General features: G+C 60.4%; 17 protein-coding genes. 5 read left to right on the plus strand and 12 right to left on the minus strand.

Annotation, left to right across the window (positions count from 1 at the left end):
• Positions 1-142 precede the first annotated feature (142 nt).
• Positions 143-724 (plus strand): GcrA family cell cycle regulator, encoded by a 582-nt coding sequence (locus tag NANH_RS0112155; RefSeq protein WP_027262282.1) that lies wholly within the window; start codon positions 143-145, stop codon positions 722-724.
• Between the two features lie 266 nt (positions 725-990).
• Here NANH_RS0112155 and NANH_RS0112160 read toward each other — a convergent pair whose 3' ends face one another.
• From NANH_RS0112160 to NANH_RS0112175, 4 genes are all read right to left on the minus strand, one after another.
• Positions 991-1,782, minus strand: coding sequence for a carnitinyl-CoA dehydratase (locus tag NANH_RS0112160; protein WP_027262283.1), 792 nt, complete (start codon positions 1,780-1,782; stop codon positions 991-993).
• Positions 1,779-3,797, minus strand: coding sequence for an acetate--CoA ligase family protein (locus NANH_RS0112165; protein ID WP_027262284.1), 2,019 nt, complete (start codon positions 3,795-3,797; stop codon positions 1,779-1,781). The genes NANH_RS0112160 and NANH_RS0112165 overlap by 4 nt, the downstream gene beginning before the upstream one ends.
• Before the next feature lie 274 nt (positions 3,798-4,071).
• The gene (locus tag NANH_RS0112170) at positions 4,072-5,232 is read right to left on the minus strand and encodes an acyl-CoA dehydrogenase family protein (protein ID WP_027262285.1); all 1,161 of its coding nucleotides are present in this window, start codon (positions 5,230-5,232) and stop codon (positions 4,072-4,074) included.
• Positions 5,233-5,280: 48 nt separating this feature from the next.
• Positions 5,281-6,036, minus strand: coding sequence for a class II aldolase and adducin N-terminal domain-containing protein (locus tag NANH_RS0112175; protein WP_027262286.1), 756 nt, complete (start codon positions 6,034-6,036; stop codon positions 5,281-5,283).
• 104 nt (positions 6,037-6,140) lie between these two features.
• Here NANH_RS0112175 and NANH_RS0112180 point away from each other — a divergent pair, with 104 nt between their 5' ends.
• The gene (locus NANH_RS0112180) at positions 6,141-7,034 is read left to right on the plus strand and encodes a LysR family transcriptional regulator (RefSeq protein WP_027262287.1); all 894 of its coding nucleotides are present in this window, start codon (positions 6,141-6,143) and stop codon (positions 7,032-7,034) included.
• Here the strand turns inward: NANH_RS0112180 and NANH_RS0112185 are convergent.
• Positions 7,004-7,423 carry a VOC family protein gene (locus tag NANH_RS0112185; protein WP_027262288.1) on the minus strand — a complete coding sequence of 140 codons (420 nt, stop codon included), beginning with the start codon at positions 7,421-7,423 and terminating at the stop codon, positions 7,004-7,006. The two genes, NANH_RS0112180 and NANH_RS0112185, sit on opposite strands and share 31 nt — an antisense overlap.
• A gap of 83 nt (positions 7,424-7,506) precedes the next feature.
• Here NANH_RS0112185 and NANH_RS0112190 point away from each other — a divergent pair, with 83 nt between their 5' ends.
• The 3 genes from NANH_RS0112190 (at position 7,507) to NANH_RS0112200 (ending at position 11,200) form a co-directional block, all read left to right on the plus strand.
• Positions 7,507-9,309, plus strand: a complete 1,803-nt coding sequence (locus NANH_RS0112190; RefSeq protein ID WP_027262289.1) for an adenine deaminase — start codon at positions 7,507-7,509, stop codon at positions 9,307-9,309.
• Positions 9,306-10,769, plus strand: a complete 1,464-nt coding sequence (locus NANH_RS0112195) for an AMP nucleosidase (protein ID WP_027262290.1) — start codon at positions 9,306-9,308, stop codon at positions 10,767-10,769. Before NANH_RS0112190 ends, NANH_RS0112195 begins: the two co-directional genes overlap by 4 nt.
• A 143-nt stretch (positions 10,770-10,912) precedes the next feature.
• Positions 10,913-11,200, plus strand: coding sequence for an HU family DNA-binding protein (locus NANH_RS0112200; RefSeq protein ID WP_027262291.1), 288 nt, complete (start codon positions 10,913-10,915; stop codon positions 11,198-11,200).
• 387 nt (positions 11,201-11,587) lie between these two features.
• On the opposite strand, the gene NANH_RS0112205 is transcribed toward NANH_RS0112200, so the two are convergent.
• From NANH_RS0112205 to NANH_RS0112235, 7 genes are read right to left on the minus strand one after another with little or no spacing between them, the layout of a single operon-like run.
• Complete coding sequence (locus NANH_RS0112205; protein ID WP_027262292.1) at positions 11,588-11,995, minus strand: RidA family protein; 408 nt, start codon at positions 11,993-11,995, stop codon at positions 11,588-11,590.
• A complete protein-coding gene (locus NANH_RS0112210; RefSeq protein WP_027262293.1) occupies positions 11,995-12,402 on the minus strand; it encodes an acyl-CoA thioesterase in 408 nt (135 codons plus the stop codon). The genes NANH_RS0112205 and NANH_RS0112210 overlap by 1 nt, the downstream gene beginning before the upstream one ends.
• 4 nt (positions 12,403-12,406) lie before the next feature.
• Positions 12,407-13,096: an ABC transporter ATP-binding protein gene (locus NANH_RS0112215; RefSeq protein WP_027262294.1), complete on the minus strand. Its 690-nt coding sequence runs from the start codon at positions 13,094-13,096 to the stop codon at positions 12,407-12,409.
• Positions 13,093-13,848 (minus strand): ABC transporter ATP-binding protein, encoded by a 756-nt coding sequence (locus NANH_RS0112220; RefSeq protein WP_027262295.1) that lies wholly within the window; start codon positions 13,846-13,848, stop codon positions 13,093-13,095. The genes NANH_RS0112215 and NANH_RS0112220 overlap by 4 nt, the downstream gene beginning before the upstream one ends.
• Entirely contained in the window at positions 13,841-14,824 is a 984-nt protein-coding gene (locus NANH_RS0112225; RefSeq protein ID WP_027262296.1) for a branched-chain amino acid ABC transporter permease, read from the minus strand. The genes NANH_RS0112220 and NANH_RS0112225 overlap by 8 nt, the downstream gene beginning before the upstream one ends.
• Before the next feature lies 1 nt (position 14,825).
• The gene (locus tag NANH_RS0112230) at positions 14,826-15,743 is read right to left on the minus strand and encodes a branched-chain amino acid ABC transporter permease (protein ID WP_027262297.1); all 918 of its coding nucleotides are present in this window, start codon (positions 15,741-15,743) and stop codon (positions 14,826-14,828) included.
• Positions 15,744-15,798: 55 nt separating this feature from the next.
• A complete protein-coding gene (locus tag NANH_RS0112235; RefSeq protein WP_027262298.1) occupies positions 15,799-16,935 on the minus strand; it encodes an ABC transporter substrate-binding protein in 1,137 nt (378 codons plus the stop codon).
• Positions 16,936-17,091: the final 156 nt, after the last annotated feature.

Below are 17,091 nucleotides of genomic sequence, written 5' to 3' on the forward strand. Positions count from 1 at the left end.
TCCTGCTCTGTTCGTAGGGTCTCGGCGACAGCGGCCGCCAAGGTGCCTTGTAACTCGGCCCGCAGTGATTAAAATAGGGGGCTCAGACAGATTTCGGAAGCGGTCGCATTCGGTGGCCGCTTTTTAGCTGGAAAGGTAGCCCATGTCCTGGACCGACGAGCGCGTCGAGACGCTCAAGAAAATGTGGGGCGAAGGCCAATCGGCCAGCCAGATCGCCAAGGAACTCGGCGGGGTAACCCGCAATGCCGTAATCGGCAAAGTGCATCGGCTGGGATTGTCCAACCGCAGCGCGGGTGCCCCTGCGGCCAAACCCGAAGCCAAGGCAAAACCGGCGACCCCGGCAGCGCCGCCCAAGCCCGAGGCCAAGCCGCGCCCCAGCCCCAAGACCGAGGCCGCGCGCCCGGTCTCGACCGAACCCGAAACCCGACCCGCAGTGCCGCTGCGCAAGCAGATCATTCCCGCCGGACAACCGCTGCCGCCGCAGCCTTCGGCCAACGAGATCAGCCCCGAGGCCCTGGCCAAGGTCAACGAGGTCGAAAAGAAGTCCAAGAAAATCAGCTTGATGGAGCTGACCGAACGGACCTGCAAATGGCCGGTGGGCGATCCCGCGACCGAGGATTTCTGGTTCTGCGGCCTGCCGGTTCAGGCCGGGAAACCCTATTGCGAGGCCCATGTGGGCGTTGCGTTCCAGCCGATGAGCTCGCGCCGCGACCGCAAGCGTTAAAACATAACGCCGGGTACAGTCCAAAACAGGGCCACTGTCTGACGGTGGCCCTGTCGGTTTGGCCATGTCGCACTCCGATTTTTTCCGGCGGTCCGCAAAGCCCCCCTGGGGCACAGGCACGCAAAAGTTCAGGGCGGCGCATCGGCGTGAACGACCCTGCGTCCGTCACCCGTCAGCGGATTGGTGCGGGAATGTCATAGGCCCGACACGTCCGGCACGGGCTGACACTTGGCCGAGGCTGACGTGCCGGGCCGCATCTTGAAGGATCAGCGCCCCTTCCAGACCGGATCGCGTTTCTCGGCAAAGGCGCGCGCGCCTTCAAGCTGATCCTCGGATGAATACAACCTGTCGACCGTTTCCAACTGCCTTTGGGTGATTCTGCTCATCGCATCCTGAAACCTGGAATCCTCGGCATCGCGCACGATCTCCTTGATCGCCGCGTAGACCAGCGGCGGGCCGCTGGCCATCAGCCGCGCCAGCTCCCACGCGCGGTCCATCAGTTGATCCGCGGGCAGAACCTCGTTCACCAGCCCCCAACGATGTGCCTCGGGGGCATCGAACCATCGACCTGTCAGCAACAGCTCCATCGCGATATGATACGGAATGCGCTTGGGCAGCTTGACGCTCGCCGCATCCGCAACCGTCCCCGACCGGATTTCGGGCAGCGCAAATGTGGCGTGATCGGCGGCCAGAATCATGTCAGCACTCAGCGCCAGTTCCAGCCCGCCACCGCAGGCAATGCCGTTCACGGCGGCAATCACCGGCTTGTTCATGCCGCGCAGTTCCTGCAAGCCACCAAACCCGCCAACGCCGTAATCGCCATCCACCGCATCGCCACCTGCGGCCGCCTTAAGATCCCAGCCGGGGCAAAAGAACCGCTCTCCACCGCCGGTCAGGATCGCCACCCGCAGGTCCGGGTCGTCGCGAAAGTCGCGAAACACCTCGCCCATGATACGACTGGTTGCCAGGTCGATCGCATTGGCCTTGGGTCGATCCAGCGTAACCAAGAGGATCGGACCATCGCGCTCGGTCTTGATCGGGGATGTATCGGTACTCATTTTCGGGCCTTTCGAATCAGTGCATCCACTGCAATCGCCCGGTCAGGCGTGCAGATCAGCGGGTTTATTTCAACTTCGGTGACAGTATCGGCATTGGCAATCACATAGGACTGCACCGCCATCACCGCGCGCAGGATCGCCGCCATCTGTGCAGCGGGCTTGCCGCGATAGCCAGCCAGCAAAGGGGCACAGCCAAGCTGGCGCAATGCCTGTTCAACCTGCTCGGGCGGGCTGGGGACCAACAGCGAAACGGTATCGCGCAATAGTTCGGTCAGTACCCCCCCCGCCCCAAGGGTCAGCACAAAGCCATGCGCCGCATCGCGGGTGACGCCGACCAACAATTCGGCCACGCCGCCGGTTTCCATCTCTTCGATCAACACCTCGTCAGTGCCGATCTCTTGGGCCGCCCGCGCCAGATCATCCGCCTGCAAACCCAATCGTACGGCGCCATGTTCGGATTTATGTGTCAGGCCGAGGCCCTTGACAACAAAAGGCGGTCTCAGATGTTCTGCCGCTTTCGCCATTTCCGCGCCTGCCAGAACCAGACCCCATGCCGGAACGTGCAGGCCATGTGCCGCCAGCGCCGCCTTGGCCTCGGCTTCGTTCAAGATCAGATCGGGAACTCCCGAACCCGGCAACAGAACCGGCTCAGGGCACGGCGCGCGCCCAACGGCGGCGGCCTCGGCAGCGGCCAGCGCCTCGTTCAGCCCCGCCAGCGGTACCACGCCATGCGCCATCAGGTCCCGCGCCACCGGCTCGGGCATCAATTCGGGCAGGGTCGCGACAACAGCAAAGGGGCGGCCAGTGTCCCGGCGCACCTGGATTGCGGCCTGCGTGGCACAGTCCCAATCCGTCGCGTCCGTGTGCGGATAGTCGACAATACTGAGGGTCAGGTCGATATCTCCGCCCGTCATCCCGGCCCAAGCCTGCGCCATGGCGTCCGCATCCCGCCAAACGTACGTGTGGTAATCCAACGGGTTGGCCAAGGCCACCATCGGCCCGAGGGTGTGCCGCAGAGTCTCCTTTTGCCCCGCATCCAGTGGCGGCAAGGACAGCGCTCTTGTGGTTGCCATGTCCGCCACAAGACTCGCTTCGCCCCCTGAACAGCTGATCGATGCAATTCGGTTGCCGCCCAGCCGCCCGGTACAATGCAACAGTTTCAGCGTTTCCAGAAACTCGGGTAACCCGTGCAACCGGGCAATGCCCAACCGATCCAGAAACGCCTGCGCCCCGGCATCGCTTCCCGCCAAAGACGCCGTATGCGACACGGTCGCCTGGCGGGCCTGTTCGCTGCGCCCAACCTTGAGCGCCACCAGTGGAACTCCGCGCGTATTTGCTTTCTGCGCCAATGCCTCCCAGGCCCGCAGGTCGCCGAACCCTTCGACATGCAGCCCGATGGCGGTCACGCGGGTGTCATCCAGTAGTGCCGCCGCCAGTTCAGCCTGTCCGACCTGCGCCATGTTCCCGCAGGTCACCATATAGGCAATCGGCAGGCCGCGTTTCTGCATCGTCAGGTTGATGGCAATGTTCGAAGACTGGGACAGAATCGCTACCCCGCGATCCACCGGCTGCATGCCATGCTGATCCGGCCAGATCGCGACCCGGTCCAGCGCGTTGATGAAGCCATAGCAATTGGGTCCCAGAATCGGCATCCGGCCTGCTGCCCACACCAGCTGGGCTTGCAGATCCGCTCCACCGGCATCTTCTGCCGTCGCCTCGGTGAACCCCGAGGCAAAGCACACCGCACCGCCCGCATTCAACCCGGACAGGGTCTCAATCGCCGCGATAGTCCCATGCCGGTTGATACCGACAAACGCCGCATCAATCGGTTCCGGCCAATCTTCAAGCCGTCGCAGGGCCTTCCTGCCTGAAATGTTTTTGCCTTCGGGATGTACCGGAAAAATCTCGCCAGAAAACCCGATGCGGTCCGCAGCCTGCATGATCGACGCGCACCAGGCACCTCCACCGATCACGGCAATGCTGTGTGGATTAAGTAAACGGGCCAGATCACGCATTACGCAATCCCTCGCGAAGGACGTAGATGTCGGGAGCCTCCGGCGGGGATATTTAAAGCAAGAGGAAGACACGATTTCTTAATCTTGGAACGCAACAAAAGCACTACGGTACAGGCGGGGACGCCGATGACCGTGCAAGGGGAAGAGATTTTTTCTTTTCCGCTGGGGGCGGGTGACATCCTGCCCCCTTTTCCTCTTGCCCCAAATATCCCGGGGAGCGCGAGGGGCTGGCCCCTCGCCTCGGTCGGATGGGCGCAGCCCATTCGAAACCGGATCACGCGCCCCGGCCCCGCAAAAGGTCACGGCTGATAATGTGGCGCTGGATTTCGCTGGTTCCGTCCCATATCCGCTCCACCCTTGCGTCGCGCCAGAATCGCTCTAACGGATAGTCATCCATCAACCCCATGCCGCCATGAACCTGAATCGCCGCATCGGTCACCCGTGCCAGCATCTCGCTGGCATAGAGCTTGGCACTGGCGATTTCGCGATTGGCGGGCAACCCCTTGTCCAACCGGTCGGCTGCGGCTAGCGTCAACAGATCGGCGGCATCGATTTCAGTGATCATATCGGCAATCTGAAAGCTGACTCCCTGAAATTTACCGATCTTCTGCCCAAACTGTTCACGGGTCGCCGCATAGTCCAGCGCATAATCGAAAGCCCGCCGCGCCCGGCCCACCGACATGGCGGCCACGGTGATCCGGGTGGCATAAAGCCAGGTATTCATCACCGCAAACCCGCCATCGACTTCGCCCAGCACCTGCGCATCGGACAGGCGGCAATCGTCGAATTCCAGGATCGTGTTCTTGTAACCGCGATGGCTGACCGATTTATAGCCGTCCCGGACGGTAAACCCCGGCGTGCCGCGATCCACCAGAAAAGCAGTGATACGCTTTTTCGGCCCCTTTGGGGTTTGATCTTCACCCGTGGCGATGAAAACGATGATGAAATCCGCGTGCTCGGCTCCGGAAATGAAATGCTTGGTGCCATTGACGACCCAGTCGCCACCCTCACGCCGTGCGGCGCATTTCATTCCGCGTACGTCCGATCCCGCCCCCGGTTCGGTCATCGCCAGCGCATCCATCCGCTCGCCCCGCACCGCCGGCATCAGATATCGATCGACCTGTTCGCCCTGGCACGCCATCAGGATGTTTTGCGGACGGCCAAAGAAATGGTTCAACGCCATCGATCCGCGCCCCAATTCGCGCTCGACCAGGGCGAATTCCATATGGTTCAACCCGGCGCAGCCCACGCTTTCAGGGAAATTGCAGGCATAGAACCCCAACGCGATCGTCTTGCGCTTGATCTCATCCGCGATTTCGGCAGGCACCTCTCCGGTGCGTTCGACCAGATCCTCGTGCGGATAGATTTCCTTTTCCACAAAGCTGCGGACGGTGGAGACGATCATCTCCTGTTCTTCGGTCAGGCCGTATTGCATAGCGACGGGTCTTTCTGTCAAAGGGTAAGGTAAGTGCGCAGACTTGGCTTACTGGGCGTAACTGTTGCCTTCGTCATCCAGAATTGCCTTGAGTTCTGCCAGGTGCCGCTCTGCCTGTTCGGGGTAATCTTCCAGTTCACGCGCGGTCGTTTCGGCAACGTCATCGGGTAGCATGCGCAACGGCTGACCGGTTTGCAGCGCGCGGATATAGGTCTCGGCGGCACGCTCAAAAAAGTACATCCGATTGAACGTGTCCGCGACATTTTCGCCGATCACCAGGATGCCATGATTACCCATGATCATCACCTTATGGCGTGGATCCGCGAACAGTCCGGCACAGCGTTCGCCCTCTTGCTCGAACGCCAACCCACCATAGTTATCGTCAATGACGTAGCGGTCAAAAAAGGTGGCACAGTTCTGATCGATTGGTGGCAGGCGGCTGTCGGCCAGGCTGGCCAACACCGTGGCATGGATCGAATGCACATGCATCGCACAGCGCGCATGCGGGCAATGGCGATGAATGGCGCTGTGCAGCCCCCAGGCAGTGGCATCCGGCACGTCCGGTCCGCTCAGCGGGGCGGGATCGGTAGCATCCAGTTCCAACAGTTCGCTGGCTTTGATGCGGCTGAAATGCACCTGATTGCGGTTCATCAGAAACCGCGTGCCTTCGTCATTGACCACCAGCGAAAAATGGTTCGATACGCCTTCGTGCATGTTCAGCCGTGCGGTCCAGCGAAACGCCGCCGCCAGATCCACGCGGTCCTGCCAGTGATCCATGTTGCGGCGCAATTCCGTGCCAGCCATTTCAGCCTCCTGATTTTGTAGCGAACTGTGCCTGTGCAGGCGGTTCTTTGCGAACGAATAATTCCGACCTTTCCCATTAGCCTGACTTATGGCAGATTTATGGCATGCAAGCCCCCCTCCCCCCGCTGGGCTGGTTGCGCACGTTTGAAGCCGCAGCCCGCCACCTGTCGTTCACCGGTGCCGCACGCGATCTGAACATGACGCAAAGCGCGGTCAGCCAGCAGATCAAATCGCTGGAAAGCTATCTGGGCCGCCCGCTGTTTCATCGCCGCCCCCGCGCACTGGAACTGACCGAGGCCGGGATGACCTATCTGCCCGTGGTGCGCGACGCCTTTCGCACCCTGGTGCGCGGCACCCGCGCGGTCACCGGAACCGACCAGGACGTGGTACAGGTGCAATCCAACCTGACCTTTGCGGTACATTGGCTGGCACCGCGTCTGGCCCGGTTCCGCACCGTTCACCCCGAAGTTCAACTGAACATCTCGACCGACCTGTGGGAGCCGCGCGGCATGGCGGACGGTGTCGATGTGGAAATCCGGTTTTCTCTGCGCCCCGCCGATACGGTGCGCGCCGAACTGCTGCGTAGCGACCATTACTACCCGGTCTGTGCCCCTGGCTATCCGGTCACTCTGAACGATCTGGCAATGCAGCCGCTGTACGATTGCTCGAATCTGTTGTGCAACTGGGCTGCCTGGGCCGAGGATCAGTCGCTGACATGGCCCGATCCGCCTGTGACCTATGCCACCACATTCAGCCTGTCCCTGTCCGTCGCCCTGTCCGGCGGCGGGCTGGCGCTGGCGCATGACGCAATTGCCGGGGGCCTGATCGATGCCGGGCAATTGGTGGCTCCGTTCGACCACCGCGCCCCGATGCAGGAAGCCTATTACCTGATCCTGTCTCCGCAGGCCGAACATTCACCCGGCACCGTGGCCTTTGCCTCGTGGCTGCGCGCTGAAATGGCGGCACATCACAAGGGTCGGCTTGGCACCCAGGCATAGCCGTTTTCACACAGGATATAGGTTTCGCGCAGGCCATGCGGTTTGTCGGTCGGTGCCTGCAGTATCGTTCCACCCGCCTTGTCCGCCAGCCCGGCGGCCTTGTCGGGGTCCGTCTCATACAGTCGTATCTCGACGCCCCCGCCACGCGGCGGGCTTTCCGGCACCAGACCCAACAGCGGATTGGAATGATACGTGCCATCGCTGTGCAGCTGAAACACCTGCGTGCCATAGGTGACAATGGCAAAATCCGCTGTGACCCGATGCGATGTCATGCCGAATACGGCATGCAGAAATGCGCATTGCGCAGGCACATCGCGCACCAGCAGGTTCAGCCCGATCCCTGACAGGCTTCGGCCAAAAGCGTCGGCTTTGATCGTTTCATAGTCCATGCGTCGCAGCCTTTCGCAATTCCCTGCCTCTGGCAAGCGGTTCAGGGGGTTGCACCCGCCTTTGCATTCAGGACAATTGCTCCATGACACAAACACCCCTTGCCAGCTGGCCCGACGCTGCCGCCCATTTGATCGCCGTTGCCGCCGGTCGCGCCCCCGCCGACATGGTCGTTCGCGGTGGCATCTGGGTCAATGTCCATTCTCGCGAAACCCTGCCCGGGTATGACATCGCCATTACCAGGGGCCGCATTGCCTGTGTGGTGCCAGATGCACGCGCACAGATCGGCCCCGACACCCAGGTGATCGAGGCACAGGGGCGGTACATGCTACCTGGCCTGTGCGACGCCCATATGCATATCGAAAGCGGCATGCTGACCCCGGCGGAATTCGCCCGCGCGGTGATCCCCCATGGCACCACGTCCATGTTCACCGACCCGCACGAAATCGCCAATGTGCTGGGTCTCGCAGGGGTGCGGATGATGCATGACGAGGCGCTGATTCAGCCGGTCAACATCTTCACCCAAATGCCCTCTTGCGCGCCCAGTGCGCCGGGGCTGGAAACCACCGGTTTTGAAATTTCGCCCGAGGACGTGGCCGAGGCGATGGGGTGGCCCGGCATCATCGGTCTGGGCGAGATGATGAATTTTCCCGGTGTCGCCAATGCGGACCCCAAAATGCTGGCCGAAATCGCCGCCACCCAACGCGCAAACAAGACCGTGGGCGGCCATTATGCCAGCCCCGATCTGGGTCCGGATTTTGCCGCCTATGTCGCCGGTGGACCTGCGGATGACCACGAAGGCACCAGCGTGTCCGACGCGATTGCCCGCGTCCGTCAGGGCATGCGTTCGATGATGCGACTGGGCAGTGCCTGGTATGACGTGGAAAAGCAGATTACCGCCGTGACCGAACAAGGGCTGGACCCGCGCAATTTCATCCTGTGCACCGACGATTGCCACTCCGGCACGCTGGTCAACGAAGGCCATATGAACCGGGTGGTGCGTCACGCCATCGCCTGTGGGTGCGATCCGCTGATCGCGCTGCAAATGGCAACGATCAACACCGCCACCCATTTCGGGCTGGAGCGCGAAATCGGATCGCTCACCCCGGGGCGGCGCGCGGATGTGATCCTGTCCTCGGACCTGCATGACCTGCCGATCGAAACCGTGATCGGACGCGGGCAGATTGTGGCGCAAAACGGTGAATGCCTGATCGAGTGTCCGCACTACGACTGGCCCGACACCGCGCGCAACACCGTGCATCTGGGCCATGCACTCGATGCGACAGACTTCGAGATTGCCGCGCCCGCGGGCGCCAACAGCGTCACCGCCAACGTCATCGGCGTGGTCGAGAACCAGGCCCCGACCAAGGCGCTCAGGGCCGACTTGCCGGTGCGCGACGGGCTGGTGCAAGGCGACGGCGACACCTGCCAGATCGCACTTGTGGAACGCCACCGCGCCACCGGCGGGGTCACCAACGCCTTTGTCTCGGGCTTTGGCTATGACGGCGCGATGGCCATGGCTTCGACCGTGGCCCATGACAGCCACCACATGATCGTGGTCGGCACCGACCGCGATCAGATGGCGCTGGCCGCAAACCGGCTGGCCGAGGTCGGCGGCGGCATCACCCTGTTTCGCGACGGCACCGAACTGGCGCTGGTCGAGTTACCCATCGCCGGGCTGATGTCGGACCGCCCGGCCGCCGAGGTCGCCGCCAGCGCAGAGCGCATGATGCAAGCCATGCGCGATTGCGGCTGCACCCTGAACAACGCATACATGCAACATTCTTTGCTGGCGCTGGTCGTGATCCCAGAGCTGCGGATCTCGGACCTGGGTCTTGTGGACGTACGAACCTTTGAAAGAATTCCGGTACTGGACCCCCAGACATGAAAGACACCCTGACCCCCGACGTGACCGCCCCGGAACAGTTCACCGATCCGGTTCTGGCGGTGGCCCGCTTGCAGGATCTGTACAGCCAGGCGGTTGGCTACCTGTGCGACCGGTTCATCGAGGTCATGCAATCCGGTGCGCCGGACCGGCGGATCCGGGCCTTCTATCCGGAAATCCGCATGACCACCTCCAGCTACGCCCATGTGGACACCCGGCTCAGCTTTGGCCATATCGCCGCCCCCGGCACCTATGCCACCACCGTCACCCGGCCCGATCTGTTCAGTTCTTACCTGACGCAACAGATCGGCTTGCTGATCAAAAATCACGGGTTGCCGGTGACAATCGGGGCATCGGACACCCCGATCCCGGTGCATTTCGCCGTGGCCCAGAACCCCAGCCTGACCGTGCCGCAAGAGGGCGCGACCGATTTCACCCTGCGTGACATCTTTGACGTGCCGGACCTGGCCACCACCAATGACGACATCGTCAACGGCACCTATGTGGCCCCCAACGGCACCGGCCCGCTGTCGCTGTTTACCGCGCAGCGGGTGGATTACTCGCTGGCGCGGCTGGCGCATTACACCGCCACCGATGCCGAGCATTTCCAAAACCACGTGCTGTTCACCAACTACCAGATCTATGTCTCGGAATTCGAAACCTATGCCCGCTCGGTGCTGGCGGACAAGGACAGCGGCTATACCAGCTTTGTCAGCACCGGAAATGTCGAGATCACCGATCCCGACACCTCCATCCGGCAACCGCTTAAGCTGCCGCAGATGCCGACCTATCATCTCAAACGTGCCGACGGATCGGGCATTACCCTGGTCAATATCGGCGTCGGCCCCAGCAATGCCAAGACGGCAACCGATCATATCGCCGTGCTGCGGCCCCATGCCTGGCTGATGGTCGGGCACTGCGCCGGGCTGCGCAATTCACAGGCTCTGGGCGATTTCGTGCTGGCCCATGCCTATCTGCGCGAAGACCACGTCCTGGATGACGACCTGCCGATCTGGACCCCGATCCCGGCACTGGCAGAAATCCAGATTGCGCTGGAACAGGCGGTGGCCGAGGTGTCGCGACTCGAAGGCTATGACCTCAAACGCATCATGCGCACCGGCACCGTCGCCACCATCGACAACCGCAACTGGGAATTGCGCGACCAGTCCGGCCCGGTGCAGCGCCTGTCGCAATCGCGGGCCATCGCGTTGGACATGGAAAGCGCCACCATTGCCGCCAATGGCTATCGGTTCCGCGTGCCCTACGGCACCCTGCTCTGCGTCTCCGACAAGCCCCTGCATGGCGAATTGAAGCTGCCCGGCATGGCGTCCGAGTTCTATAATACCCAGGTTTCGCGCCATCTGAACATCGGAATCCGCGCCATGGAAACCCTGCGCACCATGCCTCTGGAACGGCTGCACAGCCGAAAATTGCGGTCATTTGACGAAACCGCCTTTCTCTGATTCGCCACAATCGACCGAAAACCGCGAAAAAGCACATATTTGGGCTTGTCAGTTACCACTATTCGTTGTGTTCATACACCATATACCGTTAAATATGCGGCATGAGGCCCTAGAAATCGGGCAGACGAAGGAGACTAAAAACAATGTCAAAACCAATGACCAAAACCCAACTCGTCGCCGCACTGGCCGAGGACATGGGCACCGACAAGAAAGCAGCCGGCGCGGCGCTGGATGCGATCACCGGGCTGATCACCCGTGAAGTCGCCGGCGGCGGTGCCGTTACCCTGCCGGGCGTCGGCAAGATCTATTGCCGCGAGCGCCCCGAGCGCATGGTCCGCAACCCGGCCACTGGCGAGCAGTTCAAGAAGGAAGCCGACAAGGTGGTCAAAATGACCATTGCCAAGGCCCTCAAGGACAGCGTCAACGGCTGATTGAGACACGAAATAGAATAAGTCAAAGGGTCGCCTCGCGCGGCCCTTTTTCGTGGCGGAGAAATTTCCTGCACGCCATCAGTTTTTGCGACGACCTTCCATCCTGGGGTTGGACAGGGCGCATATCAGCGGTTGATTACAGCTCCGCAGCGGATGCGCCATCGTGATCGGATTTGGGCTTTGCTGTACCGATAATAGATCCCGCCCGTGAGCGGTTCATCCCCGGACTTTGTCGCGCGCGCCGGTATCGACTGTCATCGCCGGCCCGATAGGCGCCGCACCGACCTTCTTTATCGCAACCGTCGCGAGGACCTCTGTGCGGACTGCGGACACCGCGCTACGGAACCGCCCTTTGCCTGCTGCATGTCATTGCAGATATCGCCCCGTTCACGAACCGGCTGCGCCCAGAACGGCGGTCGCTTCGATTTCAATCAGGGCTTCATCCTCGATCAGCGCACTGACGACAACCATTGTCATGGCCGGGAAGTGCCGCCCGAGAATCCGGCGGTAAACTTCACCGACTTCACGTTGGCGCGCGAGGTATTCCTTCTTGTCGGTCACGTACCAGGTCAGCCGCACAATGTCAGCGGCTTCGCCACCGGCGCTTTTGACGACAGCCAGGATATTGGTAAGGGCCTGTTCCATCTGGCCGATAAAATCGCTGGACTGAAACGTCTGGGTTTCATCCCAGCCGATCTGGCCTCCGACATAAAGCGTGCCATCTTTGGCCAGAACGCCATTCGCGTAGCCCTTGGCGTCGGTCCATCCTTCAGGCTGAATAATGCTGTTTGCCATCATTCGGCTCCTTTCATTTGTTGTATCAGTTTTGCCTTTACGGTGTCAGGCCAGTGTGTTGGCCTGCCTTCGTCATTCACCAACACCAGTGTCGAGTGAGATATGAACCTCACCTCGTCCCCCTGGGATGCAACGATGGACAGATCCAGACTGCTGCGTCCGACCTTCAGGCAATCAAGGACCAATACGATCCGGTCGCCATGACGGCTTGGTGCCTTGAACGTCGTTCGTATTTCGGCGGTCGGAACACCGCCATACCCGTGCAACTGCTCGAAAGGCAGGCCAACGACATCGTCGAAAAACGCCTCGACGCAGTCATTGATAATTTCGAAATATCGCGGGTAAAACACGATACCGGCCGGGTCGCAATGTTTGAAAAGGATTTTCTGCGGAAAGACATAGCTCATTTGGTCAGACGCCCAGATACCGGTCGGTGATGTCGGGCGTAAGCTCGGTGAATGCGCCGTGCCAGACAGAGCGGCCCTTTTCCAGGATCACGGCGGTGTCTGCGACCCGTGCGAGCTCTTTGATGGATTTGTCGATCACCAGGATGGCCATGCCCGTCTGCGTCTTTAGGCGCGCGATCGCGTCCCAGATTTCGTTGCGGACCACAGGGGCAAGCCCTTCGGTGGCCTCGTCCAGGATCAGCAGGCGCGGGTTGGTCATCAACGCGCGGCCAATGGCAAGCATTTGCTGTTCACCGCCGGACAACGAGTGGGACAGTTGATCCTTGCGTTCCTCAAGCCTTGGAAACAACGTTGCAATTGCACTGAAATCCCATTCTCCGGGCTGCGCCGCGACGATCAGATTTTCATGCACGGTCAGATTGGTGAAACAGCGCCGCCCTTCCGGAACCAGGCCGATCCCCAACCGGGCGACCTTGTGAGCTGGCAAGCGCTTGATGTCCCGCCCCCCAAACATAGTCGTGCCGCCGCGATGCTTCAGCAATCGGCAGATCACCTTTATCGTGGTCGATTTCCCCATTCCGTTGCGTCCCATCATGGCAAGAACCTGACCGTCCTCAAGGCTGAGATGGACATCGAACAGGGCCTGGCTGGCGCCGTAAAAGGCCGAAATATTGGAGAGTTTCAACAGGCTCATGCCGCTGTCTCCTCGCCCAGATAGGCGCTTTGGACAATCGGGTTGCCTCTGATGTCCTCCACCGGTCCCGTGGCGATAATTCCGCCATAGACCAGCACACTGATCCGGTCGGCCAGTGTAAAAACGGCATCCATATCGTGTTCCACCAGCAGGATCGGCGCCTTGTGTCTGAGTTGATCAAGGAAACCCATCAACCGGTGCGATCCCTCGGCGCCAAGCCCGGCCATCGGTTCGTCCATCAGGAAAACCTTTGGCGACAAGGTCAGGGCCACCGCAACCTCGAGTTGACGGCGTTGACCATGCGACAGTTCAGACACGCGCGCATCGTGAAACTCCTCAAGGCCAACCTGCTCAAGAGACGCCCTTGCCGTCGCCAAAAGACCGGCGTCTTTCATGACCGGGCGGAAAAAGCGAAAGACATCCCCCCGATGGCCAAGCGCCCCAAGCACAGCATTCTGAAGCACGGTGTATTCCATCGCCAGCGACGAAATCTGAAAGGTCCGCCCCATCCCCAGCCGCGCACGCGCCGCCGTGGAAAGTGCCGTGATATCCTGGCCGTCAAAATGAACGCTGCCGGTATCGGGCCGCAATCCACCGGCGATCTGTTTGATCAGAGTCGATTTTCCCGCGCCGTTCGGCCCGATGAGAGCATGGATCTCGCCAGCGCGAAGATCGATGTTGATATTGTTGCTCGCCCGCAAGGCCCCAAAGCTTTTGCTGATGCCGCGAATATCAAGAATTGGCTCAGTCATGGGCAACCTCGCGCCCTGCGACCATCCCGTACAGCCCACCTCGTGCGAACAGCACGACCCCCAGCAGAATCGCCCCCAGATAGATGTGCCAGAACTCGCTCAGGCCTCCCAGCGTGTGCTCGAGCAGAATAAACAGCACCGCGCCGGCAACGGGCCCGAACACGCGCCCGACACCGCCAAGAATGACGAAAATCATGATTTCTCCCGAGGTTTGCCACGAGAACATCGTTGGGCTGATGAACCGGTTGAGATCGGCAAACAGCGCACCCGCAAGCCCGGTGATGGCCCCGGAAATCGCGAATGCGGTCAGGTACAGGCGAAACGGGACCTGGCCAACCGCCTGAATCCGCTCCTCGTTCTGGCGCGAGGCCCCCAGCGCCAGCCCGAACGGCGAACGCGAAGCGGCAAAGACAAAGGCGAGAACGATCAACAATATGGCGTAGCAGATCGCGAAGAACTGGATCGGGTCCATGGTGTTGAGCCCCGGAAACCCGTTGCGCACATAGATCGACAGGCCGTCCTCGCCGCCATAGGTGGGCCAGGAAATCGTAAAGTAGTAAAGCATCTGCGCAAATGCCAGTGTGATCATGATGAAATAGACACCGGATGTGCGCAGCGACAATGCTCCGATCCCGACAGCCAGAAGAGCCGAGAGGGCGATCGCGATCAGCCAGATGGTCGGCATCGACTTGGTTCCATTGATCACCAAGGGCCAACCCATCACCGGTGTATAGGTCTGCGCATGGAAGGCCAGAACACCCATCACATAACCTCCGAGACCAAAAAATGCCGCGTGTCCCAAGCTGACCAGCCCACCAAACCCCAGGGCAAAATTCAACCCGATGCCCGCGATTGCAAAGACGATAGCCCGCGTTGCCAGCGTGATCAGATATGGCTCATCCACGGACCAGGCCCACAGCGGGAAAGCCAGCAGCACCCCAAGAAGCGCTGCGTTCAAAAAGAATTCCTTGCGCATTTCAGATGCCTCCAAACAGGCCCTTGGGCCGGAACAACAGGACGCCAATCATCAGCAGATATATCGACATCGAGGAAAGGGAGGCGCCAATTGACATCGCCGATGACGGCTCAAGAAACAGTCCGAAGAATGACGGCAAAAAACTGCGTCCCAGCGTATCGGTCAACCCGACCAGAATCGCACCGACAAGAGCGCCCTTGATCGACCCGATGCCACCAATGACAATAACGACAAACGCCAGGATCAGAACCGGCTCTCCCATGCCGACCTGCACCGACTGGATCGCCCCGATCAACGCCCCCGCGAGCCCGGCGAGTGCCGCGCCAAGCGCGAACACAAACGTGTACAGCAATGAAATATTCACACCTAGCGCCGCAATCATTTCACGGTCGTTTTCACCGGCACGGATACGGATACCGATCCGGGTCCGCCCAATCATCCAGAACAAACCCGCAGCCACCAAAAGCCCGACAAGAATGATCCAAAGGCGATACAGCGAATACTCGATGCCAAATGGCAGCATCACCGTTCCCGACAGCCAGTCTGGTTTGTCCAGAAACAACGGGAACGACCCGAAAATCCAGCGGGTGCCTTCGGAGAAAATCAGGATCAAGGCGAATGTCGCCAGCACCTGATCGAGGTGGTCGCGGTCATACAGTCTTCGAATAACGAAAAACTCGACCAGAACACCCGCAAAGGCAGCACAAACAAGACTGGCAACAAGGGCCAGCAGGAATGATCCCGTTGCCCCCGCCACAGCAGCGGCGGCAAAGGCACCGATCATGTAAAGCGATCCGTGGGCAAGATTGATCAGCCCCATGACGCCAAAAACAAGCGTCAGCCCCGCGGCCATCAGAAACAGCATGACGCCGTACTGAAGGCCATTAAGGGCTTGTTCGATGAAAAGAATTAGCGACATGGGGCGTTCCGGTCCGGTTATCCGGCCCCCGCAAAGAGAGCCAGAGGTGCTCAGCTTACATCGCGCATTCGCTCACATAGGCATCCGCGTGGTCGGTAAGTGCAGTGCCGACAATCTTGTTGGTGAACACGTCACCTTCCTGGATCACTTCGCGCACATAGTAATCCTGGACCGGGTGGTGGTTTGTCGAAAAAGCAAAATCGCCGCGCGTGCTGGCAAAATCAGCAGCCTCGAGTGCGGCACGGAACGCATCCTTGTCGTTCACATCGGCCGCTTCGACAGCACTGATCATCAGGTTTGCCGTGTCAAAGCCCTGGCTGGCGTAAAGCGACGGTAGCCGCCCATACTCTGCCTGAAAGCTCTCGACAAAAGCGACATTTGCCTCGTTATCGAGGTCTTTGCTCCACTGGGACGTGTTCTTTACGCCCAGAGCAGCCGCGCCGACGGCCTGAAGAATACCCTGATCAAAGCTGAACGCCGGACCGATAATGGGCAGGTCCACACCTGAATCGGCATATTGCTTGAGAAAGGAAATCCCCATGCCGCCGGGCAGGAAAAAGAACACGCTGTCTGCACCGCTGGCGCGGATCTGGGCGATTTCCGCAGCATAGTCCGTCTGGCCGAGCTTGGTATAGGTCTCGCCGGAAAGCTCACCTTCATACATCCTCTTGAACCCGTTCAGCGCGTCCGTCCCCGCAGGGTAGTTCGGTGCCAGAATGAAGATGTTCGAATAGCCCGCGGTGTTGGCATAGGCACCTGCGGCTTCGTGCAGGTTGTCATTCTGCCAGGCCACATTGAAATAGTTTTCATGGCACCCGGCACCGGCCAAAGGCGAAGGGCCCGCATTGGGCGAAAGATAGAATACGCCCTGAGCAACCGCGCCGGGCACAACGGCCATCGCTAGGTTCGACCAGATGATTCCGGTCAGGACATCCACCTTTTCCGACTGGATCATTTTATCTGCCAGTTGCACCGCGACATCGGGCTTGCGCTGATCGTCTTCGATGACAACTTCGATATCGTCACGCCCTGATTGGGCAACCGCCAGCATAAAGCCGTCGCGAACGTCGACGCCAAGACCGGCCCCACCGCCCGAAAGTGTGGTGATCATACCAACCTTCACGCCTTCTGCCTGGGCACCGGTGGCCATTGCCGCAAGTGAAGCGGCCGCAAGAATTGATCTGAGCTTCATATTTTCCTCCGTTGGTTCTGGTTTATTCAGACGTCCCCTAACGTCAGCGGTGTCTGAGTTTTTTTGCCGTCCCTCAGTATCGAGCAAACTGTCGTTCACATAGTTACCGTCATTATCCCGAACAGGAACGGATCGTTTCAAGAAAAGGTCGAAAGA

This window comes from Sedimentitalea nanhaiensis DSM 24252, from assembly GCF_000473225.1.
Classification (GTDB): Bacteria; Pseudomonadota; Alphaproteobacteria; order Rhodobacterales; family Rhodobacteraceae; genus Sedimentitalea; species Sedimentitalea nanhaiensis.